Origin of the sequence: Sulfuricella sp. (assembly GCF_035531155.1) — a bacterium.
In the GTDB taxonomy this organism is placed as follows: domain Bacteria; phylum Pseudomonadota; class Gammaproteobacteria; order Burkholderiales; family Sulfuricellaceae; genus Sulfuricella.
In genome coordinates, this window is sequence record NZ_DATKTK010000030.1 from 41,514 (window position 1) to 65,747 (window position 24,234).

Annotated in this window: 24 protein-coding genes; 9 read left to right on the forward strand and 15 right to left on the reverse strand. The window is 59.9% G+C overall.

Features of this window, described 5'->3' with window-relative positions:
* Positions 1 to 171 precede the first annotated feature (171 nt).
* From VMV64_RS06180 to murI, 3 genes are read left to right on the forward strand one after another with little or no spacing between them, the layout of a single operon-like run.
* Entirely contained in the window at positions 172 to 438 is a 267-nt protein-coding gene (locus tag VMV64_RS06180; protein ID WP_325329081.1) for an AbrB/MazE/SpoVT family DNA-binding domain-containing protein, read from the forward strand.
* The gene (locus VMV64_RS06185) at positions 419 to 811 is read left to right on the forward strand and encodes a type II toxin-antitoxin system VapC family toxin (protein WP_325329082.1); all 393 of its coding nucleotides are present in this window, start codon (positions 419 to 421) and stop codon (positions 809 to 811) included. Before VMV64_RS06180 ends, VMV64_RS06185 begins: the two co-directional genes overlap by 20 nt.
* 54 nt (positions 812 to 865) lie before the next feature.
* Positions 866 to 1,672 (forward strand): glutamate racemase, encoded by an 807-nt coding sequence (murI, locus tag VMV64_RS06190; protein ID WP_325329083.1) that lies wholly within the window; start codon positions 866 to 868, stop codon positions 1,670 to 1,672.
* On the opposite strand, the gene VMV64_RS06195 is transcribed toward murI, so the two are convergent.
* The 6 genes from VMV64_RS06195 to VMV64_RS06220 form a co-directional block, all read right to left on the reverse strand.
* Positions 1,673 to 3,112, reverse strand: a complete 1,440-nt coding sequence (locus VMV64_RS06195; protein ID WP_325329084.1) for an HD-GYP domain-containing protein — start codon at positions 3,110 to 3,112, stop codon at positions 1,673 to 1,675.
* On the reverse strand, positions 3,112 to 4,713 hold the full coding sequence (locus tag VMV64_RS06200; protein WP_325329085.1) for an ASKHA domain-containing protein: 1,602 nt from the start codon (positions 4,711 to 4,713) through the stop codon (positions 3,112 to 3,114). Before VMV64_RS06200 ends, VMV64_RS06195 begins: the two co-directional genes overlap by 1 nt.
* Positions 4,714 to 4,716: 3 nt before the next feature.
* A complete protein-coding gene (locus tag VMV64_RS06205; protein WP_325329086.1) occupies positions 4,717 to 5,727 on the reverse strand; it encodes a uroporphyrinogen decarboxylase family protein in 1,011 nt (336 codons plus the stop codon).
* Positions 5,724 to 5,939: a hypothetical protein gene (locus VMV64_RS06210; RefSeq protein WP_325329087.1), complete on the reverse strand. Its 216-nt coding sequence runs from the start codon at positions 5,937 to 5,939 to the stop codon at positions 5,724 to 5,726. The genes VMV64_RS06205 and VMV64_RS06210 overlap by 4 nt, the downstream gene beginning before the upstream one ends.
* Entirely contained in the window at positions 5,936 to 6,577 is a 642-nt protein-coding gene (locus VMV64_RS06215; RefSeq protein ID WP_325329088.1) for a cobalamin B12-binding domain-containing protein, read from the reverse strand. Before VMV64_RS06215 ends, VMV64_RS06210 begins: the two co-directional genes overlap by 4 nt.
* Before the next feature lie 319 nt (positions 6,578 to 6,896).
* Positions 6,897 to 7,853 (reverse strand): diguanylate cyclase, encoded by a 957-nt coding sequence (locus tag VMV64_RS06220; protein ID WP_325329089.1) that lies wholly within the window; start codon positions 7,851 to 7,853, stop codon positions 6,897 to 6,899.
* A 363-nt stretch (positions 7,854 to 8,216) separates the two neighbouring features.
* Between VMV64_RS06220 and VMV64_RS06225 the strand changes: the two genes are divergently transcribed.
* Positions 8,217 to 8,621 (forward strand): hypothetical protein, encoded by a 405-nt coding sequence (locus VMV64_RS06225; protein ID WP_325329090.1) that lies wholly within the window; start codon positions 8,217 to 8,219, stop codon positions 8,619 to 8,621.
* Between the two features lie 51 nt (positions 8,622 to 8,672).
* On the opposite strand, the gene VMV64_RS06230 is transcribed toward VMV64_RS06225, so the two are convergent.
* From VMV64_RS06230 to VMV64_RS06250, 5 genes are all read right to left on the reverse strand, one after another.
* Positions 8,673 to 9,878, reverse strand: coding sequence for a TolC family protein (locus VMV64_RS06230; protein ID WP_325329091.1), 1,206 nt, complete (start codon positions 9,876 to 9,878; stop codon positions 8,673 to 8,675).
* Positions 9,879 to 10,096: 218 nt separating this feature from the next.
* A complete protein-coding gene (locus tag VMV64_RS06235) occupies positions 10,097 to 10,408 on the reverse strand; it encodes a DUF3240 family protein (protein ID WP_325329092.1) in 312 nt (103 codons plus the stop codon).
* Complete coding sequence (locus tag VMV64_RS06240; protein ID WP_325329093.1) at positions 10,405 to 13,500, reverse strand: CusA/CzcA family heavy metal efflux RND transporter; 3,096 nt, start codon at positions 13,498 to 13,500, stop codon at positions 10,405 to 10,407. The genes VMV64_RS06235 and VMV64_RS06240 overlap by 4 nt, the downstream gene beginning before the upstream one ends.
* Positions 13,500 to 14,618, reverse strand: a complete 1,119-nt coding sequence (locus tag VMV64_RS06245) for an efflux RND transporter periplasmic adaptor subunit (protein ID WP_325329094.1) — start codon at positions 14,616 to 14,618, stop codon at positions 13,500 to 13,502. Before VMV64_RS06245 ends, VMV64_RS06240 begins: the two co-directional genes overlap by 1 nt.
* A gap of 91 nt (positions 14,619 to 14,709) precedes the next feature.
* Positions 14,710 to 15,096, reverse strand: a complete 387-nt coding sequence (locus VMV64_RS06250; protein WP_325329095.1) for a hypothetical protein — start codon at positions 15,094 to 15,096, stop codon at positions 14,710 to 14,712.
* A 200-nt stretch (positions 15,097 to 15,296) separates the two neighbouring features.
* Between VMV64_RS06250 and VMV64_RS06255 the strand changes: the two genes are divergently transcribed.
* From VMV64_RS06255 to VMV64_RS06275, 5 genes are all read left to right on the forward strand, one after another.
* Positions 15,297 to 15,770: a hypothetical protein gene (locus tag VMV64_RS06255; protein WP_325329096.1), complete on the forward strand. Its 474-nt coding sequence runs from the start codon at positions 15,297 to 15,299 to the stop codon at positions 15,768 to 15,770.
* A 4-nt stretch (positions 15,771 to 15,774) separates the two neighbouring features.
* Positions 15,775 to 16,383 (forward strand): SCO family protein, encoded by a 609-nt coding sequence (locus VMV64_RS06260; RefSeq protein ID WP_325329097.1) that lies wholly within the window; start codon positions 15,775 to 15,777, stop codon positions 16,381 to 16,383.
* Positions 16,384 to 16,408: 25 nt separating this feature from the next.
* Positions 16,409 to 16,909: a copper chaperone PCu(A)C gene (locus VMV64_RS06265; RefSeq protein ID WP_325329098.1), complete on the forward strand. Its 501-nt coding sequence runs from the start codon at positions 16,409 to 16,411 to the stop codon at positions 16,907 to 16,909.
* Between the two features lie 262 nt (positions 16,910 to 17,171).
* Positions 17,172 to 17,510 carry a DUF3135 domain-containing protein gene (locus VMV64_RS06270; RefSeq protein WP_325329099.1) on the forward strand — a complete coding sequence of 113 codons (339 nt, stop codon included), beginning with the start codon at positions 17,172 to 17,174 and terminating at the stop codon, positions 17,508 to 17,510.
* Positions 17,511 to 17,552: 42 nt separating this feature from the next.
* A complete protein-coding gene (locus tag VMV64_RS06275) occupies positions 17,553 to 18,176 on the forward strand; it encodes a hypothetical protein (protein WP_325329100.1) in 624 nt (207 codons plus the stop codon).
* A gap of 56 nt (positions 18,177 to 18,232) precedes the next feature.
* On the opposite strand, the gene VMV64_RS06280 is transcribed toward VMV64_RS06275, so the two are convergent.
* The 4 genes from VMV64_RS06280 to glgC form a co-directional block, all read right to left on the reverse strand.
* Positions 18,233 to 18,724: an FKBP-type peptidyl-prolyl cis-trans isomerase gene (locus VMV64_RS06280; RefSeq protein WP_325329101.1), complete on the reverse strand. Its 492-nt coding sequence runs from the start codon at positions 18,722 to 18,724 to the stop codon at positions 18,233 to 18,235.
* 59 nt (positions 18,725 to 18,783) lie between these two features.
* A complete protein-coding gene (locus VMV64_RS06285) occupies positions 18,784 to 20,790 on the reverse strand; it encodes an alpha-amylase/4-alpha-glucanotransferase domain-containing protein (protein WP_325329102.1) in 2,007 nt (668 codons plus the stop codon).
* A 257-nt stretch (positions 20,791 to 21,047) separates the two neighbouring features.
* Positions 21,048 to 22,814 (reverse strand): glycoside hydrolase family 57 protein, encoded by a 1,767-nt coding sequence (locus VMV64_RS06290; RefSeq protein WP_325329103.1) that lies wholly within the window; start codon positions 22,812 to 22,814, stop codon positions 21,048 to 21,050.
* Between the two features lie 101 nt (positions 22,815 to 22,915).
* Positions 22,916 to 24,190, reverse strand: coding sequence for a glucose-1-phosphate adenylyltransferase (gene glgC, locus VMV64_RS06295; protein WP_325329104.1), 1,275 nt, complete (start codon positions 24,188 to 24,190; stop codon positions 22,916 to 22,918).
* Positions 24,191 to 24,234 lie beyond the last annotated feature (44 nt).

A 24,234-nucleotide genomic window follows, 5' to 3' on the forward strand; every position in this document is an offset into this window, starting at 1 on the left:
CTATCCACCTTGACATCGATCGCATCGCGATCTGCCGACCCTGAGCCGCAATGCGGCGTAACTCGCGCCTTCACCTTATAAACCCTGATGCAGATGCTTGCACCCCATGTAGCTCACCGCTATACTGTCTTACATATTTCTTACTTTGTGGTTATGAGAAGAGAACCCACCATGGAAACCACCAAGTTATCCAGCAAGGGGCAGGTTATTCTGCCCAAGGCCATCCGCTCCACACACAACTGGCAGCCCGGCATCGAATTCGCGGTGGAAGATACGCCGGAAGGCGTATTGCTGCGCCCGTTGAAACCCTTCAAGCCGACCAGCCTGGATGCTGTTCTCGGTTGCGCGGAATACCAGGGCCCGACCAAAACGCTGGAAGAAATGGAACAAGGCATCACCGAGGAAACAAAGGCGCGTCATGCTCGCGGTCGATACTAACATCCTGGTGCGCCTGGTTACCCGCGACGACCCCGAACAGGCCGGGTGCGCCATGCGCCTAATGCAAGGCGGGCGCATCTTTGTGGCCAAAACCGTCATCCTCGAACTCGAATGGATATTGCGCCGTGTTTATGAACTCCCCCTCGAACGGGTCCTGTTCGCGCTAAAAGGAATAGCTGGCCTGGACAACGTGATTCTCGAAGACCCGCTTGTGGTGGCGGACGCATTGGCATGGTGCGAACTCGGGCTGGATTTCGCCGATGCGCTGCATCTGGCCTCCAGCCACGATGCCAAAGGCTTCGCCACCTTTGACGAAGGGTTCAGGAAACGGTCTGAAACAATCGAAACGCATTGTCGAGTCGAGCTTGCGTAACCGTTGGCAAAAGCCGTCCACCGAATTTCGACGTTAACGTTCATGGAAAACTTCATGCATCCCAACTCCAGCAACCCCATCGGCGTATTCGACTCGGGCGTAGGAGGACTGACAGTGGTGCGCGCCCTGATGGAGCGCCTGCCGTTCGAAAACATCGTCTATTTCGGCGACACGGCGCGCGTACCCTACGGCGTGAAATCGGTCGAAACCATCGCCCATTACACCACCCAGATCGCAGAATTCCTGCTCGCCAAAGAGGTCAAGCTGCTGGTCGTTGCCTGCAACACCATGGCAGCGGTGGCCTCGCAGGTGGTGAAGGATCTTTCCCTGGTTCCGGTGCTGGACGTGATCGATGCCGGCGCACTTGGCGCCATCGCCACCTCGACGAAAAAACAGGTGGGTGTGATCGGCACCCCCACCACCATCAACAGCAACGCCTATGCCCGCGCCATCCACCAGTACGAGCCGGAGGTGCGGATTTTCTCCCAGGCCTGCCCGCTGTTCGTGCCGCTGGTGGAAGAAGGCTGGCTGGATCATCAGGTCACGAGACTGACCGCGCAGGAATACCTGAAACCGGTGCTGGCGCAGGACATCGACACCCTGGTGCTGGGCTGCACCCATTACCCCCTGCTCAAGCCGCTATTGCAGGATGTAGTGGGGCCAGGTGTGAGGTTGGTGGATTCGGCCGAGGCGATGGCGGAGGAAACCGCTGCACTACTCACCGAAATGAACCTGTCCAATCCGCAGCGCACGCCGCCGCGCTACGAATTTTACGTTACCGACGTACCGCTCCGGTTCCAGACCATCGGCGAGCGCTTCCTTGGACGCACGCTGTCCAATGTGCACGTCGTGAAATGGTAGCTACTTGAACTCGTAGCCCTTGCCGAACAGCTCCAGGCACACATCCACCACTGCGGCGTCGTACAGCCTGCCGCGATTTGTCCTGACTTCCTCCAGCGCCTTCTCGGTGCCGAGCCCCGGCCGATAGGGGCGATACGAGGCCATCGATTCGACCACGTCGGCCACGCACAGGATGCGTGCGCCGAGCATGATCTCGTCGCCCTTCAGCCCGCGCGGGTAGCCGCTGCCGTCGAGGTGCTCGTGGTGCTGGTACACCATCTGCGCCACCGGCCAGGGAAATTCGATATTTTTCAGGATGTCGTAGCCAGCCTGGACATGGACCTTGATCAGGGCATATTCGATCTCTCCCAGCTTGCCGGGGAAGCTCAGGATCTCGGCGGGAATGTGAATTTTGCCGATATCGTGAATGGTGGCCGCAAGGTAGATGCCGTGCACCGCTTCCGCCGGCAGGCGCATTTCCTCGGCAATACGCTGGGCGAGCCCGGCGACACGGCGCTGGTGGCCTGCTGTGTAGGGGTCGCGCATTTCGATGGTGCTGGCGATGGCTTGGACGGTCTCCTCCATGCTATTTTCCAGCTGCTCCAGGCTGCGCTTGCGCTCGGCTTCGAGCCGCTCGCGCTCGGTGATGTCCTGGGCGGCGCCATCCCACGCCACGCTGCCGCCTTCCTGTGCGCTCGGCATAGCGTTGAGCAGGATGTGCCTGACCCCGCCTGCCCGGTCGAGCCAGCGAAAAGCCTGGTTCAGGCGCACCCCGCCCGCCTCGCAGCGGGCCAGTGCCGCCTCGTAGGCTTGCTGGTCCTCGACGTGAAAACCGCCGCTGAACGCCGCCGCGTCGGCCAGCAGTTCGTCCGGCGGCAGCCCCAGTACATCGCTGGAGCCCTTGCTGACATAGGTGAAGCGGGCATTGCCGTCCGGGTAGCGCAGCATCTGGTAGAGCATTTCCGGCACGTTGTCCGCCATGCTGATAAAACGATGCTCCGAGGCAATGCGCGCAAGCGTGGTGTCGAACAGGCCCGCCACGGCGAGATAGACATTGAGCAGCTCCTTGGACAAGGGCGCGTCGGCGCAATGCCCCACCAGCATCACGGTCGCGGTGCGGCGGCCCTCAGTCAACGGCAGGAAGGCGACCGAACAGGCCTGCGGCAGCTCCAGCGTTTCGGTTGCCAGGAAGCCGCTTTCCAGCACCTGGGCAATGGTCATCCCGGCCGCCTCGACCAGGCGGGGACAAAGGCTTGCATCGGCAGGACTGCAGGAATGGACGATCACCTTCCCATCTGGGCGACGGCCGGCGAAAGCGACAATGTCAGCGCCGAAAAAACGGGTCACCACCTTGCCCAGTTCAGCCCAGATATCCCGGTCGCTGGTGAGGCCCGCAACGTATTGCGCTGTCTTGATCACGGCATCGAAATGCGGGTTTTGTCCGGAAAACGGTTCGTTCATCAGGCCTCCCGTAGCGGCTGAAGGTACAGATTTTCGAAAAATGCCTGGTCGAAATCGGGATAGCGCGCCAAGTTGACGAGCCGGGCGCGGCTGCGCAACGCCTTCAGCCGCTCCGCCGCCAGCGACGAGAGCATGACGTCGCAGCAGCCGGCAAGGGCGGTGTTGCCGGCAAGCTCCACCGTTTCCGGCGGCACTGGCGGCAGCAGCCCGATCACCTGGGCGTTGCCGACATCCAGATAGCGCCCGAACGCCCCGCCCACGCATACCCGCCGCAGGTCATTCAGTCCCACTCCGGCATTGCCGCACAGCGCCCGGATGCCGACCCCGATGGCGGCCTTGGCGCGCTGTATCAGGTCCACATCGCCCTTGGTCAGTGTCAATTCCGTTCCGCCCGCGCTGAAGATGTAGCCCGTTTCGCCGCCGGCGAACTTGCCGGCGCTGGTCAACCTGCCGGAACCGAGCAGGCACGCGATCAGATCCACCAGGCCCGATCCGCACACCCCCCGAGCACGGTCGTCGCCGATGATCTGGCAGGCCAGGTCGCCAGCGGAATCCAGATTCACCCGGAACACTGCACCGGCCTCCGCCGGCGCACCGCAGCTGATGCCGCTGCTTTCGAAGGCCGGGCCGCCCGCGGAAGAGGTCACCCACAGCGCTTCGCCGCTCCACAGCGCGATCTCGGAATTGGTGCCGAAATCGATGAACAACGCCGGCGATGCCCCCTCGGTAAAGCGCGTGGACACCAGCCCCGCCAGCAGGTCGGAGCCGACGAACCCGGCCAGCGGGGCGACCACGTCAACCTCGGCCACCGGGTTGATCTCCCACTCCGCCACCCAGCCCGAAGTTTCCAGGGGCGTGCAATCCACCGGCCGCGTCCAGTAATCCGGCTGCAGCAGCAGCCCGAAATTGCGGCCGGAAAGCAGGGCCAGCATCGCCGTATTGCCGACCACCGTGACATTGACGATGCGGCGCAGATCGAAGCCCTCGCGCGTGGCGATGTCGAGCAACGCCTCCCCGATTGCCGCCACCGCCAGCCGGCTCATTTCCCGTGCCGCGTCGGGAGACTCGGCCGCTGCCGCAAGACGGGTGACCACGTCAGCGCCGAAATTCTGCTGCGGGTTGCGCCCCCAGCGATCCGCCAGCCACCGCCCCTTGGCCAGATCGAACAGTGACAGGCACAGATGCGTCGTACCCAAATCCACCGCCACCCCGCACGGATGCTTGACTCCCGACGGCAGCCACCTCCCCTCCTCCTGTTCGCGAAGGATGTGCAGCAAAGCCGCATCCGGGGATGTTTTCCAGTTCGATGGCGGCGCGGGGTTGAGAATCTCGATTTGCATGTCGTGGCGCGGACTGATTTGGCAGGCCAGCCGCACGCCTTGGGAAAGCTGCGCCGAACTCAGGTGCAAGTGCTCGTTCTGCGTCGGCTCACCGGCTTCGCCTCCGGCCACTCGCACCCGGCACAGGCCGCACGCACCGATGCCGCGGCAGCCGGAACGGACGCGGAAATCGGTCACATCCAGGATGTCTCGGACGGACGGGCCCGGTTCGAAAGGAATGCGGTGGGTCTCGCCGTCGATGCCGAGGATCAGCTCCGGCATGAATCACCCTCCCCGGCATGCCGCCACCATGGCGGCGATGTTGTCCGGCTTCGCCTCGGGCGGGATTTCGCAGCCGGAGGAAAGCAGGAAGCCACCCCGGTCGGCAAATGCCGAAACCAGCCGGGAAGCGGCGGCGGCCACTTCGTCCGGCGACGCCTCAACGAACAGCAGCGACTTCATGTTGCCGTCAAGGCAGGTATTCGGCAGCAATTCCCGCGCCCGCTGCGGCTCGACGTAGTAGTCGAAGTTGGCGATATCCGCCCCAGCCTCCGGATAATAGGGCAAGGTGGTTTCGGTCGGCCCGGCGATGTTGAGCCAGTTGGCCAGCGCCCCGGCCTGCCTGAAAGCGGAGAAGACCCGCTGCAGCCTGGGCAGCAGCAGCTCGCGGAAGAATTGCGGCGGCACCACCGCCGGCGAGGCGGAGGGATCGAACACGATGGGCAGATGGGCGCCCGCCTCGATCTGGGCGGTGCCGTAGCGGATGACGACCGCAGCGGAAAAATCGAGGATTTTTTCGAACCGCGCCGGATCGTCCGCCGCCAGGTACAGCGCGGTTTCGATGCCGAGCAACTGGGTCGCCAGAGTCATCGGCCCGGCCACGCAGCCGGCCACCAGCACCGTATCGCCCAGCTCGCGGCGCAGGATTCCCGCCGCCCGCAACAGCTCCGGCATACGCCCGGCAGCGGCGGGGTCGGGCACGGCCAACGCCGACACGTCGCCGTCCGGCGCGAGCACATAGGAAGCCACGTCCGGATACTGGTTCTCGCGGTATCGCAGAACGGAGCCGACCGCCTCGGTCTCCACGCACAAATCCATGAAGGCGAACACGATATCGTGCCCATAGCGCTGCAGGGCCTCGATCTGGCATCGCGCGAGCAGGCCGCCGTCGCGCAGGTAATCCCCCAGCGCCACGCCAGCCAGCACGGCGGCGTGGCCGAACAATTGCGGCACCGCCGGGGTGCGGTCGACTGGAGCAAAAGCAATCGCGGCCTTGATCCGCTCCAGGCTGTTCATCCTGGAAACCTCAGTTCATTAACCGCAAAGGCGCGAAGGCGCAAAGAAAACAATGACATAAAACCCATCCGGCATTCACCTAACCGGTGACTGAGCAGATTCCCATAACACATTGTTTTTGCAAGTTGGGCGATAAGCTGCCCATCCCTGCGAACCCCATTTCCTTTGCGTTCTTTGCGCCTTTGCGGTTCAAATGCTTTTTTAAGGTTCATGTCGCCCCCCGCACCAGGCTATCCAGGTAGCGCGCGCCGTCGAATGCCGTTTCCGCCACGTAATCCACGTTCAGCGCCTCGGCCGAGGACTGCTTCAGCGCGGCGCCGCCCGCCACCACCCTGATGCCGACCAGACCGCGCTTGTCCAGCGCGGGCCTGACCTTGCGCACCTGTGGAATAACCGGCGTGATCAGGCCGCTCACCAGCACGGCATGGGCATGCTCGCGCTCGGCCGCGTTGACCAGGGTTTCCACCGGGCAGTCCTTGCCCAGATCGACCACCCGGTAACCCTTGCCGATCAGCACCATCTTGGCGATGTTCTTGCCCAAGTCGTGGACGTCGCCCTCCAGCGTGGCGATAACGAAGGTATCGCGGCCACGCTCCGGCGGCACGCCTTCCGGATAAAGCTCGTTCACTACGGCGGACACCGCACGCCCGACCAGCATGATTTCGAGCAGGTTGAAGCTTTCCACGGTGCACTTGTCGTCGAGCTGCTGCATCGCTGCTTCCAGTCCTTCCGTCACGATCCGCTCCGGCGCCATGCCCGTGTGACGCAAACGCCTTGCCTCAGCGAGCGCCGCAGCGTGATCCCCTTCCAGCAGGGTCTCTACCAGACGTTTCATTTCTGCATCGGTCATGACAAGTGTATCAAGGTTATTGCAACGCTTTAATTGTAGCGCCTGGAGCGGCGGTCAATGAAAAAGAGTGAAAGGCGGTGGGGCGCTATCCAACATGCATTCGGTTAAATAGTAGGATAGCGGGTTAAACAGCCACATCATTCTGCCCCTTTCCATCCGTCCTGCAAAGACCCGAAGGGCACAAGAGCGGAAATCCAGTAACACACCGGATTCCGGGCCGCACGCTCTGAGCGCCCTTGCCCGAAATGACATAGCCGGGTTAAGAAGATGTCTCAGTAAATATCATGGGATGCGTTGCTGCCCGCATGAATCCGGATTCCTAATCCTGCACGGGACACCACTCCACTATCCGGTTGCGTCCGTTCTGCTTGGCTTGGTAAAGGGCTTTGTCACAGCGAGCAATAACCTCCTCCACCAAAGCGGAGTCATCCAATAACGATATGCCGAAGGATGCCGTGACTCGCGCCTCAGCGCCGCTGCCTAGCGTGATTGGCATCGCTTCCAGGCCGTCTTTCACTCTTTCCAGGGTTTTTTTCGCCTGTTTTAAACTGGTAGCCGGCAGGCAGATCAGGAACTCCTCCCCGCCGTACCGGTAAATCAGGTCATAATTGCGCAACCGGCCGACGACAAAAGAAACTGCGGCCTGCAGCACATGATCGCCGGCCTGGTGGCCGTAGGTATCGTTGATTTCCTTGAAATGGTCAAAATCCATCATGCCGATAACGCAATGACTGTCGGGGGTGCGCCGTACCCGCTGCTGTTCCTGTTGCAGCCTGGCAATCATGCCTCTCCTGCTACACACGCCGGTAAGCGGATCAATGGCGCTGAGAATATCTCTTACTTCCTGATGCAACCGCCACATCTGCCATTCAAGCAGGTGTGATTGCTCCATGAAAGCATCGAAAACGCTTTGTTCAATTGGCGAGGCGCCTTGAGGCTGCCCCAATAGAATCGATGCGTAAGTGCGCACCGCCTGAAGGTGTTTGGCTATACCTGAATAAGCCGGAAGCACATTTAGAAAACGGGTCGCGCCGTCGCCGGTATACCATTTTTCAAAATCCTGCCAGCCACAATGAATATCTTCCGGAAAAGTAGCCAAGCTGCGCGGGCCACAGGCGATCCGTGACAGCAATGCCTTCGCCCACCCGTTATAGTGGTGCTTAGCCTGCTCGAGCTGGGCTATAATGTCGCTTATTTCGGCAGGTGTCAGACGGGAAAGCGGCACAGCAACTACCTGTCTTGAATGGTTAAATTTGGTTGCCGGAAAACGGTTCATTTATGGGCGCCATATGCCCTGAGCTTTTTCTTCATCGCGCCATTAAGCAGCGCTTCCCAACCGTGCAGACAGCACTTTCACGAATCACAATCCATGCTGTTAACGCGGTCACATTGATCCGTCCATTCACGTCATTCCCCCAAAAGTGTCTGGTATGACATGGCCGGGTTATTGCCAACCCGAAGTCGAAAATTGCCGTTTCAAGGAGACAAGTCCGGCATGCAGGTTTATTTACATAACGCCTCGACACGACTGAAACTAATGCCGTGCTCGGCGGTCATCATTAAATATGATACTTGTGGTTACTAACAATAGCAACCATCAGTTACTAACCTGTGCGCAGGTTTCCAGAAAATGGAAACCATGAACGAAAAACAGGCATTTAGCGAACGGCTGCTACAAGCAATGCGTCAGGCTAAAATTCAGGTAAGAAGCCCGACCCGGTTAACCTTGGAATTCAATCTGCGTTACACCGGCAAACCCGTTACGACACAAGCCGTAAGAAAATGGCTATTGGGCGGGGCAATTCCGTCCCAGGACAAGATTTTCACCTTGGCCAAATGGCTGAGCGTTTCCACAGAATGGTTACGTTTTGGGGAAACCACTTATACAAACAGGGGGGTGGAGAATAGAATTTACGCGGATCAGGATAGACAAAACTATCTCGTAGGCGATACTGAATTGTGCTCGAACATCAATAAGTTAAATGACGAGCACAAAAAAATTATTCGGGAAATGGTGCTAACCTTATTACGGCTGGAGAAATAAAGAAATGGCACCCTGCGCCGTGTATGGGATAGCCACAAAGGCAGCCGATTTTCAATGATGGGCATGATCCTCGTCCTCGCCGTCGATATCAAGCGGCCATAGCTGGTGGGAGTCCAGCAATAGCCGGTAGCGGGTTTCGGCCGCATCCAGGCGCGCCAGCGAGGCGGCCAGATTGGCTTCCAGCGCCTGCCGGCGCGCCGTCAGCACTTCCGGCAGCCCCATCTCGCCTAGCGCATAGGCACGCGCCATCAGCTCGGCGTTGCCGCGCATCTTGTCGGCGGCGCTCTGGGCGCTTTGCCAGCCGCCGTAGGCGGCCTGGGCCGCCGCAAAGCTGTTGACCGCCTCGGCAGTGACCTTTCGCAAGATGGCCGCCTCGCGCTGTGCCGCCATCTCCGCCAGCGCCCTGCTTTCATCCGCCCGGGCCGAGCGCGCCCCGCCGGGGAAGGGCATCGACACATGCAGGCCGACAATGTGCTCGGCACCGTCGCGCTCGCCGCCGAAACGCAGCCCTACGGTGGGATCGGGAAGTTTGTCGGCAGAAGACCGCTCCGAGTGCAGCCGCCCCAGTGCCGCCTCGTTGCGCGCCACGCTAAGCTCGTGGTTGTGCCTGAGGATTTCTTCCTTCCAGTATTCCAGCCCCTGCTGTAAAGGCACAGGAGCCGATGCAGGCACCGATGTCGGCAGGGGAATGACTGGAAAGCGCTGACCGAGCTCGTTGGCGGCTACCTGCTGACGCAGCCTGGCCTGGTACAGTGCGCTTTCCGCCTGCGCCACGGCGGCCTCGGCAAGGTCGCTTTCCAGCCGCGGCGCATCGCCCGCACGCACCCGCTTGGCGACGATTCCCGCCTGATTCTTCAGCAGCTCCACTTGATCCGTCCATTGCTGCGACTGAGCCCGCTCCCTGTTCCAGGAAAACCAGGCCTTCAGCAGGACGCGCCCCGTTTCATGCAGCGCATCGCCATACATGGTTTGCGAACGCGCCACCTCAACATTGCCCATCTTGCCGTCGAGCGCGGCCTTGCCGGGCAGGCGGATCGCCCGCTCCAGCCCGACGTCCCACTCCCGGTAACGCTCGTCGGGATTGACGCTGCGCCGCTGCCCCATCAGACGCAGGGTGACCTCATGCTCGCCCGCCTGCAGGCGCTGGCGCACCGCCTCTCCGACCTTGATGCCGGCCTGGGCGGCCAGCACATCCGGGCTGTTCCTGATCGCTGCCTCGACGGCTGCCGGCGGCGGCAGGTCGGGATAATTGGCCAATGTCTCAGCCGCCATTGCAGGCAAGGAGGCCGAGAGCAGGAATAAACCTAAAAACGGCAACTGCTTAACCGCAGAGGCGCAGAGACGCAGAGAAATAAATGGGTTACAACAATCCCTCCAAATGGGTAAGGTCACACTACACCATAACTTATGGTTTTTCCTCTGCTCCTCCGCGTCTCTGCGGTTCAATTGTTTTTTTTTGAATAAAAATATCCTGCTCATGCGAACCTCCCGAATTCATTGATCGGCGCAATCCAGTAGGCAATCTCCCGGCTCGGCAGGGATTCCTTGAAATGGGCAATCAGCGTTTGCGCATCCTCGTGATCCATCACCACTTCCATCTTCACCCGGTGCGCCCGGCCGCGCACCTGCTCGTTGACGCTGTGGTAGACGGCAACCTGCCCGTGCCCCTCCACCTCGTAAGTGGTAAAACCGCTTGCCAGCTCGGGGTGTTCGAGCAGGTGGTCGATCATGTGGTCTTCCAGCCCCTTGGGAAAAACGATGGTCAGGCAACAATCGGGTTGTTTCATTTCTTCTCCTCTCTTGCGCCCTTCAGGGTGCCGACCACGCCGAACCGCCGGTAGAGCAGCGGCAGGATGATCAATGTCAGCAGTGTCGAACTCAGCAATCCGCCGATCACCACGATCGCCAACGGCTTCTGGATCTCGGAACCGGGGCCGCTGGCGAAGAGCAGCGGGATCAGGCCGAAAGCGGTGATGCTGGCGGTCATCATCACCGGCCGCAGGCGCCGCCTGGCGCCTTCCACCACCACGGAGGCGATGTCCATGCCCTGCTCCCGCAGCTGGTTGAAATAGCTCACCATCACCACGCCATTCAGCACCGCAATACCGAGCAGGGCGATAAAGCCGACCGAGGCCGGCACCGACAGGTATTCGCCTGAAAGCCACAGCGCCCACACCCCGCCGATCAGGGCGAATGGGATGTTGGCAAAGACCAGCCATGCCTGGCGCATTGAACCGAAGGTGGCGAACAGCAGCAGGTGGATCAGGCCCAAGGCGACGGGAACCACGATGGTGAGCCGCGCCGCGGCGCGCTGCTGATTCTCGAACTGGCCGCCCCAGGTGAGGCTATAGCCGGCCGGCGACGGCGCCTGTTTCTCCACCGCCAGCTTCGCTTCCTCGACGAAACCGACGAGGTCGCGGCCGCGCACGTTGGTTTGCACCACCGCGTAGCGCTGCGAGTTTTCACGGTCGATCTTGACCGGGCCATCCACCCGCTTGAGGTGAGCCACGCTAGCCAGAGGCACACTCTGGCCGGAAGGCAGGGTCAGGCGCAGGTCGGCGAAAACCGCCGGAATATCGCGCACGGCATCGCTGCCGCGCAGCAGAACCGGCGTGCGCCGCACGCCTTCCAGCACTATACCCAGCACCTGGCCTTCGAGTTGAGAGCGCAATGTATTGCCGATCTCTTCCACCGACAGGCCCATGCGCCCGGCGGCAAGACGGTCGATCTCGATTTTCAGATACTGCACCCCCTCATTCATCACCCGGTAAACGTCCTCGCTGCCCTTGACGGCCTTGAGCACGGTCTCGACTTTTTCTGCTTGCTGGTTGAGGGTGGCAAGATCGGGGCCGAAAATCTTCACCGCCACGTCGCCGCGCACGCCGATGACCATCTCCGACACTCGCATGTCGATCGGCTGGGTGAAGCTGTGGGCGACGCCGGGGAAGTCCTTGAGCACCTTCCTGAGTTCGTCGGTGAGCCATTCCTTGTCCGGCTTGCGCCACTGGTCGCGCGGCTTCAGCACCAGGAAAGTATCGGTCTGGTTAAAGCCCATCGGGTCGAGGCCGAGCTCGTCCGATCCGACCCGCGCAACAACGCCCTTCACCTCCGGCACTTTTTCCATGATCGCGCGCTGAATTTTCAGGTCGAGCTGGAAGCTGTTCTGAAGGTTGATCGAAGGCAGCTTCTCGATGCCGATAATGATGTCGCCCTCGTCCATCGTCGGCATGAAGGTCTTGCCGATCAGGGGATAAACCGCCACCGTCAAGGCCAGCGCCGCCACCGCACCGATGGCCACCAATTTCCCATGCCTGAGCGCCCAGTCGAGCGCGGGCATGTAGGCCGCAGTGAGCTTGCGCACCAGCCACGGGTCGTCGTGGCCGCTTTGCTTCAGCATATAGGTTGCCAGCACCGGAATCACGGTAAGCGACAGGATCAGCGAACCGGCCAGCGCGAACACGATGGTCAGCGCCACCGGGATGAACAGCTTGCCTTCCAGCCCTTGCAAGGTCAGCAGCGGCAGGAACACCACGATGATAATCACCACGCCCGAGGCCACCGGCATTACCACTTCCTTGACCGCCCGGAAAATCACGTGCAGATGCGGGATATTCTTCGCGCTCCGGTCGTGTGCGAGATGGGAAACCACGTTCTCCACCACCACCACGGAAGCATCCACCAGCATACCGATCGCAATGGCGAGGCCGCCCAGGCTCATCAGATTGGCCGACATGCCGAACAAGCGCATCAGAATGAAGGTGAACAGTGCCGCCAGCGGAAGCGTTACTGCCACCACGATGGCGGCGCGCAGGTTGCCGAGGAACAGCAGGAGCAGGATCACCACCAGCACGATCGCTTCCAGCAGCGCCTTGGAAACCGTGCCGACGGCGCGTTCCACCAGGCTGCCGCGGTCGTAGAAAATTTCGGTCTTGACGCCGGGCGGGAGCGATGGCGCGATCTCCTTCAGTCGCGCCTTGACGCCGTTCACCACCATGCTTGCGTTGGCGCCTCGCAAGCCCAGCACCAGCCCTTCCACCGCTTCGCCCTTGCCGTCCTTGGTGACGGCGCCGTAGCGGCTCAGGTGACCGAAGCGCACCGTTGCCACGTCGCTCACGCGCACCACCTGGCCATCGCGGCTGGCGATGACGATGGTGCGCAGGTCGTCGAGGTTCTTGATTGCCCCCTCGCTACGCACCAGCAGCACTTCCTCGCCGTCCTTGAGGCGGCCCGCGCCATCATTGCGATTGTTGGTCTCCAGCGCCTTTTGCAACTGTTCGAGCGAAACGCCGCGCGCCTGCAAGGCCGCGTTGTCCGGCATCACCTCGAAGCTGCGCACAAACCCGCCCAGGGTGTTGACGTCCGCCACGCCCGGCAGGGTACGCAGCGCCGGGCGGATCACCCAGTCAAGCAGGGAGCGCCGTTCCAGCGGGGTGAGGTCACCGCCCTCGATGGTGAACATCAGCATCTCGCCGAGCGGGGTAGTGATCGGCGCCAGGCCGCCGCTGACGCCGGCGGGCAAATCTTTCATCACGCCGGAAAGGCGCTCCGCCACCTGGTTGCGCGCCCAGTAAATGTCGGTGCCGTCCTCGAAATCGATGGTGATGTCGGTGAGGGCGTACTTCGACACCGAGCGCAGAATTTTCTTGTAGGGGATGCCCAGGAGCTCCACCTCGATCGGCGCCACGATGCGCGATTCGACCTCCTCCGGCGTCATCCCCGGCGCCTTGATAATGACCTTGACCTGGGTCGATGAAACGTCGGGAAAAGCATCGATCGGCAGCTGCTTGAAGGCCACCGCACCAGCTCCGATCAGCGCCAGAGTGGTCACGATCACCGCCAGCCGCTGGGTGAGGGCAAATTCGATTATCCGTGTCAGCATTATTCGCCCCCCGCCGCCAGCCCTTGCCACATCGCCTTGAGTGAAGCTGTGCCGCGCACGACGATGTGCTCGTCACCCTTGAATTCCGCGCTCACCACACTGCTCTCGGCAGTTTCGCCAGCCAGCTTCACCGGTCGGGCGAGAAAACCCGTCGCAGTCTGCACGAACACATAGGCTTGATCGCGCAGCCGCACCAGTGCGCTATTGGGTACATGCCAGTGCTTTTCACTAGCGTCGACGGCCAGCATGGCCTCGACGAACTGGCCCGGACGCAGATTCTCGGAACCCTGACGGATCTCGGCGCGCACCGTCACGGTCTGGCTGCCTTCCTCCACGCCACGACCGATTTGCGCCACTTTCCCGCTTGCCTGATAAGCCGGTACGCTGACCGTGGCGCCAGCCTTCAGGCCGGCAATCTGTGCAAGCGGCGCCTGGATTTCCAGCCACAGCGGCACGATCTGCGCCAGCTTGACCAATGGCGAGGCAGCCTCGATGCGCTGGCCCGGCACCGCCATCAATTCAAGCACCACACCGTTGACCGGAGCGGTGATCTCGATAGCGCCGGACATGACATGGCTCTTTTCCAGACGCTGCAACGCAGCTCCGCTCAGGCCCGCCAGGCCAAGAGCCTGGCGCCGCTCGGACAATGCCGCCACGGCCTCGGCCTGACGGCTCTTGGCGGCAAGATATCGGCTTTCGGCGATAATTCCTTCCTGGAACAATTTCTCGTCGCGGCTCAGGGAGTCTCGTGCCAGCTGTGCCTGCGTCGCCGCCTGCAGGAAGCCGCGCTGGATCTCGACCAGCCCCGGGCTTTGCAAACGGGCCAGAACCTGGCCCTTTTTTACCGCCTGATTGGGCGCCACCGACACGTTTTCCACCAACCCGGCGAGCGGTGCGGCTACGATGTGCAGCTGATGGTTCGGTATCACCACCCTCGCCGGCAACCCTTTTCCGGCTGTCGTGACAAAACTGGCGAGCGGCGCCGTGGCTACACCCATGGCCTTGGCCTGGGCCGGGGATAGGTTGATTTCATCGCCGGCGTAAAGCGGTGCTGCGACAAAAAATCCGCATAGCAGCAGCGCTTCCAGGGCAGCGCGCAAATCTTGCGCTTTCCGCATATCTGTCTCCTTGAAAAATCCGAATAAATTTCCTGCCGTTTCTCCAGCGAGACCGACAGAAAGATTCTGAACCAGCTACCTTAAGGGATGCTTAAACGAGCGCAGGCGGCGCCTGGGCTGGAGGTGGCCCGGCCTGGAAGGGCATATAGGGAAGTATAGAAGATGAAGCGATAGCAACAACATAAGTCGAATACTGCACAGTCAACCATGGTGTGGCCGGCGGCGCCCCGGCGAAGCCGTCGTTGGCGGAGTCGCGCCTGAATTCACTGGCGGCACCCACCACGGGAGAGTCACTCGAGTTGGCCTTGAGTTCCAGTTCATGCGCCGAATGGGAAGCTGATAATTCCAGTCCATAGTCATGAACATGCACATGGGACGTCACGTGCAGTCCGCCGGCATGGGCATGCAAAAGCGGCACCAGACATTGCAGAAACGTCAGAACCAGAAGCAGGCAGTAATTTTTGGTATTCTTTCTCACGGCCGCATTCTAATCGCGAATTCAACGAGCGGCAATTTTTTGGCTCTTCGCAAATCCAGACGAAGGGAGTTATGATGCGGCTAGGAGCCAGTTTCCCAGGTGTGCGGCATTCCGCGGCACGCGCCATTTGACACAGACGCCACCATGTTGCGCATTGATTTAATTACCTCTATTTCAGGCACACGGCTTGCATCAGGTCTATGAAAACTTTTTCGGATAAAGTGTTATGGGGCATCATAGTGTTGCTGGCCGCTGCCTTGGCCATCACGGCGGCGATCAAACTGTCGCCCTTGCTCAACCCGCCGCAAAAAATCAGCCTGCCGCTGAACACTGCTTGCGATCTGCAGCAGGGACCGTGCGCCACGTCGCTACCCGGCGGAGGACGCCTGGAACTCTCCCTGGAACCCCGGCCGATCCCGGTGCTGAAGCCGCTCAAGCTGCAAGTGCGGGCTACCGGCTTCAAGGCCGGTTCGGTGGAAGTGGATTTCGCCGGCGTGGACATGAAGATGGCTTTCAACCGTCCGCGCCTGGTGCCCGGCAAGGCTGGCCTGTTCACCGGAGAAGCCACGCTGCCGGTATGCGTACGCGACCAAATGGCCTGGCAGGCGACCGTACTGGTCGAGTCCGAGGGCAAGCGCATTGCGGTGCCATTCAGATTTGAAACGAAACGATAAAACCATGAAAAAAATTCTCGTCGGTATCATTGTGGCACTCAGCCTGCTGCTATTCTGGGCCATTTCGGCGTGGCAGCCCTCCGGCACCCAATCCGACATCCACTCTCCGCTCGGCCTGGCGGAAGCGCCCCGGGGCGGAGATTTCACCCTGCACTCGCCGAGCGGACCGCTGGCGTTGCATGATCTGAAGGGCAAGGTGGTGCTGCTGTATTTCGGTTATACCTTCTGCCCGGATATCTGCCCGACTTCGCTCGGTTTCACTTCCCAGGCGCTGGCCTCGCTCGACAAGGCCGAGCAGGAAAAGGTACAGATGCTGTTTGTCACGGTGGACCCGGAGCGTGACACGCTGGACAAGCTCAAGACCTACACCGCCTATTTTCACCCGCGAATCGTGGGCCTGAGCGGCACCCCGGAGGAAATCGCCAAAGTTGCGAAACTTTACGGCGCGAGTTATGCCAAGCAGAATACCGCCTCGGCCGGGGGCTACGTAGTCGACCATTCCGCATACACTTACGTCATTGCGCCCGACGGCAGCCTGTTCAAGACCCTCGATCACGGCACCCCGCCAGCGCAGGTTATCGAAGCGATCCGCGCCGCGATGAAGATGAGATAAATTTTATCAACCGAAGGAGAGAAGCATGACCACCAAGTTCCATTCCATCCGCATCGCCGCTTGCGTTCTGGCCACCCTGATTGCCGCCCCGGTACTGGCGGGTTCCGCCGCGGAGAGCGTCTCCGCCAACGAACCTTTCGTGCGCATGACGCCGCCCGGCACGACCAACTCCGGGGCATTCATGGTGCTCAAGAATGCCGACAGCAAGGATCACAAACTGGTCAAGGCAGAAAGCCCTGTTGCCAAGGCGGTGGAATTACACACTCACACCAATGAGGGTGGCGTAATGAAAATGCGCCCGGTCAAGGACATCGAGATCAAGTCCAAGGGTGAAGCCGTGCTCAAACCCGGCAGCCTGCACGTGATGCTGATCGGCCTGAAACAGGACCTCAAGGAAGGCGACAACGTGGCGATCACGCTGACCTTCGAGGACGGCAGCAGCAAGAAAGTCGAAGCGCCGGTGCGCAAGATCCAGACCGAAATGAAAATGGAAATGACACATGACCACGAAGGGATGAAGCACTAATCTTCGCTTGATTTGTCTTGCCCGCCCGGAGACGGGCGGGTGTGTATCACCCGCATTACAATCATTCCCCTCCGGTTTTCCTCTTCCATTCAGCCAGTTACATGCTTCGCCTCGCTTGAGGTGCAATGTTATCTTTACACCCCACCTTCCCCAGCAAATCCGCAACAGCCAATAACCATTTGAATTAACAACAATAAGTACTCTGGCATAAAATATGCAGACCCCTCCATTGCGTTAACTCGCCGCGCAACGAGGAGTAATCATGAGCTACCCACAGCTGGAGCACTTCGATTTCGACGAATGGATGGCCCTCGCCCATTCCGACCCCGATGCTTTCGAGAAACAGCGCAAGCGTGTAATCGATGCGGCCATCGCACAGGCTCCGCAACACATGCAGACCAGATTGCATGCCCTGCAATGGCGCATTGACATGGAGCGCAGCAGGGCAAGCAATCCGCTTTCGGCCTGCATCCGCTTGAGCAACATGATGTGGAAGATGGTCTACGGCAATAAAGGTCTCATGGCGGCCATCGGCGACCTGACGGACTCCACGCACCTTCCGCGTCATTCCGCCGATGTCATCGCATTTGTGCGCCGCTGACACGACTCATGATCATACCGCTGTTAACAAGGGGGATGTGCCATGAAGTTAACGATGCCATTAACGTCACTGTTGCTCCTGACTTTTACAAGCTCGGCCTATGCACAAATGGAACCGGAATCGCAAGACGTTCAGGTTCCGCCCGGGAGGCTGTTCCAGAAAGGCTTTTCGCTGACACCGCTGAACGAGAAAGGCTGGAAAATTACACAACGCAACCCTTATCAGTTGATGCTCAACAAACCAGGCAAAAATCCCGATGAGGAATTTGTGATACAGGCACTCATCATGAAACTTCCGCCATTCAAATCCAGCGAGGCTTTAGTTCAGCAGGTGAAGCATGTTCAAGTCAATGGCATTAATTTAACGCGTGTTGCATTACTGGAATATGGCCTCAACCGCTATATGAAAGCGGGAAAAAATTGCGTTCGCTCCCATATTTCGGCCGAAGAACCGGCCGCCACCAGGATATCGTTATCGTCAGGCAAAGCAGAGAAAATTATCGCGGAGGCGGTCTCGTTAACTTGCGCCCATCCCAAGAACAAACAAGTGGGCATTAACGTGACCTATGCGTATCGACATTACCCCGGGAAAAAGGATCCGGCATTTCAGGAGAAGGCGGCAAAACTCATCGACAGCCTCAAGTTCACCGGCGTTTCCGGTATTTGAAGCTCAACGAAATGGCGTTTTGGAAAAAATCGAGTCACCCCGAACTTCTATAGCTGTCAGTGCAGGCTGGGCATCGCTTCCCCATCCGGCCTGCCGCTGGCGATTTCGGATGGCGTTGCATCATTGACTGACACCACGTTTACGACGAAGGTCACGGTCTGGCCAGCCATGGGGTGATTGGCGTCGATGGTCAGCTTACCGTTCTCGATCTTGGTGACGAAAAATTTCATCGCCTCGCCCTTGTCGTTCTCGAACTCCACCTCGGCACCCATGCGGCGGAATTCCGGCGGCACGTTGTCGATGTCGTCGGTGAAGGTCAGTTCCGGATGATGCTCGCCGAACCCTTCCGGCGGATTCAGCGTGACTTCGATCTTGTCGCCGGCCACGCGGCCTTCCAGCGCGGCTTCGATCTTCTCAAAAAGCCCGCTGTTGGCGCCGTGCACGTAGCCGATCGGCATGTCGTACTGTTCGAATACCTTGCCGCTCTCGTCCAGAATCACGTAAGTCACGTGTACTGTCTTGTTCCTGCCGATTTTCTGCTCAGCCATGAATGCTCACCTGATCGGATACCCAAAGGGCACGAATAAAAAGCCGGTAGTATAGCAGCTTAGGATTTTGGCAGCACTTCCAGCGACACCTGCAACTCACGCCGGATTTTATCCAGCGGGAACGAAAGCGTCAGCGTTACCGCCTGCATGATTTTCTCGAAGCCCGCCTCGGACTGAGACACGCTGAAATGGGGCCGGCTGACCAGCCGGGCCGGCTCGCTCAGGGTTAATTTCACCGTCCCGCCCAGGACATCGTCGTCCAGCAGCAATTCCCTGACCGAATCCAGCTCCATCAGCTGGCCGAAACCGCCCGGCACTTGGCCCGCAAAAACGAACTTTCCGGCGGGGCCATCACAGCTTGGCATGGCGAGATTGATTTCGGTGGTGAACGTGCCGCGGGATTCCTTGCCGAAGCGGTAACTCGCTTCCAGCCGATTTTCCGCTACGCTCATCCGCTTCTCCACTCCTCCGCCGGCAAAGGTCAGGGACAGGTCGCGCTCCGTCTTCAGCTGGTAATCCTTCAAGGCCACGGGTTCGCCGCCCTCCGTCCGAATGCTGTCGACGAACAGGCCACGCGGGCGCACATCGGTAGCCAGATCATCCGGATGAATCTCGTGCTTGAAGGAGACGCGATCATGCGCCGAGACAATGCCCGTGCCTTCGTGCCGGCCATGATCCTCGCGCAAATGGATTTTTCGATGGTAGTGCTCAGTCTGGCGCATCAGGCTGTCGGCAAAATTGTGGCGCAGCGGGTAACTATCGAACTCGATCACGCTGGCATTGCCATCCAGGCGCACCACCGCCTGGATAGCCGAATTGTGCAGGAAAATCTCGTCCTGGCCGTCGAGGTCGCAATCGAACCGGGGCCTTGCCGGGCGGGGATCGCACTGGTCGAGGCTGCCTTCCAGTTCGACGATGGCGTGATACACCGCACGCCGCAGGTGCGGCAAGTAAAGCCCGCCGAACAGACCGTGCCAGTAGGCATCGTTGGCCTGGGCACGGTAGAGCGCGTCGAGCATCGCCGGCTTCTTCCTGTTCGGCGGCAGCTTGTCCAGGCGTTCGGACAGTCCCAGCATGCGCTTGTGCATCCAGTTTGCCTCGGGATAGCGGGTGAGAAAATTCTTCCACATGCCACCGCGCAGGAACGCCTTGTCCTGGGCGAACCACCCTTCGGTCTTGGCGCGCGCCACCAGATCCGCATACTGGTTGGCGACAGGAGCCGGCAGGCTCCACTCGTTCATCTCGATGTAGGAGGTGGTGGGCAGGTATACCACGCCGCGCGTTTTGGTGGCAGCATGGTAATCGCAGTAGCGCTGGGTGCGGATTTTCGGCGAGGCGAGCACACCCTCGATGAAGCTCACCAGCCAGCCCTTCTCGTATACCCATTCGTAGGTTTCCGGCCAGATACCGAATTTCTCGATATCATCGAAATACACCGCTGCGGTGCGCCCTTCGTCGGCCAGGCCCTCCAGGTAGGCAACCGCCTCGTTAGCGGGCGAAAACGGGAAGCGATAGCGCAGCTCCTCGGAAATCGGAAACAGGTCGAGCCTGCGTCCGTCCTCCTCGGTCGTGTAGAAGCCATCCAGTTCAGTCGCAGTCTTGCCGGCGCAGAAGAAATGGTAGTCATCCACGGTGGCATAACGGACCTGCGAATCGGCCAGCGCCGGCACCACCGTCGCCTCCCACACCCGCTCGGTCAGCCAGGCGCCTGCCGGCCGCTGACCCAGCTTCTTTTCCAGCTTGTCGGACAGCCGCGTCACCTGCCCGACGCGGTCGCGATGGGGAATCACCGCCAGCACCGGTTCGGTGTCACCGGCGCCGAACAGCTCGACCTGCCCGCGCTTGACCATTTCGCGCAGCAGCGCCATGTCCTCGGGGTAGTGCTGGAACAGCCAGTCCAGCAACCAGCCGGAAAAATGCACGGCAAAATGGAAATCCGGGAAGCGGTGCAGGGTATGGATGAACGGGCGGTAGCAGCGCAGGTGCGCATCCTCCAGCACTTCCGGAAAGTTGCCGACGGGCTGGTGGGCGTGGACGCCGAGCAGAAGGGAAATTGGACGTGCCATGCAATAAATGAACCCTTAGTTAACCGCAGAGGAAAGCGATTATGTTTTATCCTGGAAAAAGCATTTCGGCCACAGATTTACACAGATAAACACAGATATTCAGGATGTTGCCGGTGCCAAGCAATTCACCCATAGGGTGAGCCTCTCTCTTCAGCCACTACTTTGATCTATCTGTGAAAATCTGTGTTCATCTGTGGCTAACTGAGGTTTTTAGGTTTATTGTTTTCCTCCGCGTCCTCCGCGGTGAAAAATTGCTGTCAACTTGCTCTGCGCATCGCTCCACCCGCCTCGGGGCTGCCGCCGCCGTGGCTGATCGGCTTGCCGAGCCGCTCCGGTACGGGCAGTTTCAGCAACCGGTAGAGGTTCGCCAGGTTGTCCCGATACAGCTTGTCGAAACTCTCCACGCTGTGCTGCGGGTTGTAATCGCCGAACCACCAGAACCAGTCGGAACCTTCGCAATCGGCCAGCTGTTTATGCGCGAGGTCGGCTTCCTGCTTGTCCAGGCGGCCGCTGCCCATGACCAGGTCGAAGCTTTGCTTGGCGGAGCACAGCAGATCCCAGGCGCGGTTCTTTGCGGAATCTCCGATCCAGGTGGAAAACGTGCCATACACCCAACTGCCGGCAACCAGGTAAGGCAATTCGCCCATCGCCGGGCTTGTTGTTCCTGCGTTCTCAACCAGGCCCAGTGGCAATTGCGCCTGCATGCCATCCTGCGACACGCTGCTGTCGAGATAATCCTTGAAGGTGGTGGTGAGGATGAAAGGGTGCGACTCCAGCGCATCGTACAACTCGGAGAGGAAGTAATATCCATTGTAGGGGTAATACTCCCAGGCGTTTTCCCCATCCAGAATAACGCTGACCACAGGACTTTCGCCTTCCGGCGTATGCCGCCAGATTTCCTCAAGATCATAAATGAAATTGCCCACCGCATCCCTGCCGAACCACTTCGCATATTCGAAGCCGATCTTGTCCGACAGCTTATCGTCGCGAAAGAAGGATACGATCTCATGATCGCCCGTAGCAAGGCGGTAAGGCCGATAGAGATAGTTCATCCTGGCCGGCAACGGCTGGTTCCCGTCCAGCCCGCGCAGGCTGTTAACCAGCACGGCTTCTCCGCTCGCCATCCAGCGGCAGCCATGCTCGGCAAATACCGTCGCCGCCGCCTGTGACACGCCGCCCTCGGCGGGCCAGATGCCCTGCGGCGCGGAGCCAAAACGTTCGCGGTGGTTTTCGATCGCGGACGTAATATGGAAGGAAGCGCGCTTGAGCCCGCCCGGATAGCATGGTGCCTCGGGCAGATCGATGCCGGGCATGCTTTCCCGCGCCACCTTGAAATCGATCAGGAGCGGCACGATGGGGTGATAATGGGGCGTAGTGGAAATTTCAATCTGGCCGGAACCGGCCAGGCTACGGTAACGCGGAATTAATCCCTGGATGGTTTTTCCGATCAGATCGAGCAGATCAAGACGGTCGGCAAGGGTAAAATGCGAGCCCTTCGCCATCAGATTGACCACCAATTCGCTGCTGCGCCGCACGCTTTCGCCGCACCACACCAGATGGTACCAGACCAGCAGATCCGCCAGATACTGCCCGGAAAGAAAATCAAGGCTCGCCTCACCGTTCTGCTCATGGTACTTGTACAGATCGCTCAGCCGCTTGTAGGCCGGGTAAGGGTCGATCATCTTGGTATGGTTGGTGCGGAAACAGCTGTCAAAAATCAGATCGCGCCTGACGGAAGAGAGGCTGTTCATATCCTCTTCGGCCAACAAGGCAAGCAGTGGATCGCGCAGCTTGCCTTCCTCGAATTGTCGACTGTAATCCTCCAGCTGATCCAGCAGCACGGGGACAAAATTGAACACCGACTTGGCCTGGGGATGGCTTTCCAGGTGATGGGCCATGTCGGAATAATCCTTCATGGCATGCAAATAGGTCCACGGCAGCATGTACTCGCCCGTGGTCAGATTGCGGTAGTCCGGCTGGTGCATGTGCCAGCACAGGATCAGGCGGAGTTTTTTTTCAGTCATAGATTTCAATTGTAGGTCGGGTTTTAACCCGCCAGAAGTAGGCGCCTCTAGGCGACATGTCGGACTGAAGCCCGACCTACGTCCAATGGATTATTTGGGGGTTATCTAAGATGATGCAGTCGCTGCCCAAGCATCTCGGGCGTAATCAGGGTGACCCCTTTTTTTGTCACGTGAAAGCGCTTGGCATCTTCCTCGTGATTCTCCCCCACGACCAGCCCTTCCGGAATCTTGCAGCCATTATCCACCACCGCCCGGTGCAGGCGCGCGCCACGCCCGATGTCCACATCCGGCAACACGACCGAATCGCTGACCTCGGCAAAACTGTGGATATAGACATTGGAGAACAACAGCGAGCGGCGCACCGTCGCGCCGCTGATGATGCAGCCGCCCGACACCAGGGAATCCATCGCCACGCCACGACGAGTCTCGTCGTCGAACACGAACTTGGCGGGCGGCAGTTGCGCCTGGTAAGTCCAGATCGGCCAGGTCTTGTCGTAAAGGTTAAGATCGGGGGTGACCTTGGTGAGCTCCATATTGGCTTCCCAATAGGCATCCACCGTTCCCACATCACGCCAGTATGACGACTCGCCCGGCGCGGCAACGCAACTATCGGAAAAAGGGTGGGCGAACACGCGATAGCGCGACATGATATAGGGGATGATGTCCTTGCCGAAATCATGCGAGGAATCAGGATCGTCGGCGTCGCGCAACAGCTGCTCGTAGAGAAATTCCGCGTTGAACACGTAAATGCCCATGCTTGCCAGCGCCCTATCGGGATTGCCCGGGGTCGGCTGCGGATGCTCCGGTTTTTCATTGAAGGCAACCACGCGCTGATGCTCACCCACCGACATCACGCCGAACTCCCTGGCGTCCTCGATCGGCACATCGATGCAGGCCACCGTCATGTCGGCTGCGCTAGCGGCGTGAAAGGCCAGCATTTCGCCATAGTCCATTTTGTAAACGTGATCGCCCGCCAGGATCAGGACGTAGGTCGGATCGTAGTTGCGCAGGATATCCATATTCTGGAACACCGCATCGGCGGTGCCGCGGTACCAGCTTTCCTCGATGCGCTGCTGTGCCGGCATGAGCTCGACGAATTCGTTGAATTCGCCGCGCAGGAAACTCCAGCCGCGGTGCAGATGCTGCAACAGGCTGTGTGCTTTGTACTGGGTGATGACGCCGATGCGGCGGATGCCGGAATTAACGCAGTTGGAAAGAGGGAAATCGATGATACGGAACTTGCCGGCGAACGGCACGGCGGGCTTGGCGCACCACTCGGTCAGGTGTTTCAAACGGCTGCCGCGCCCGCCGGCAAGGATCAATGCGACGGTATTTTTCGTCAACAAGCTGACAAAACGTGGATATTCTTTCTGCAAGACTGACCTCCACTTAAATTATCGGAAAACCGATTGAAGCCATC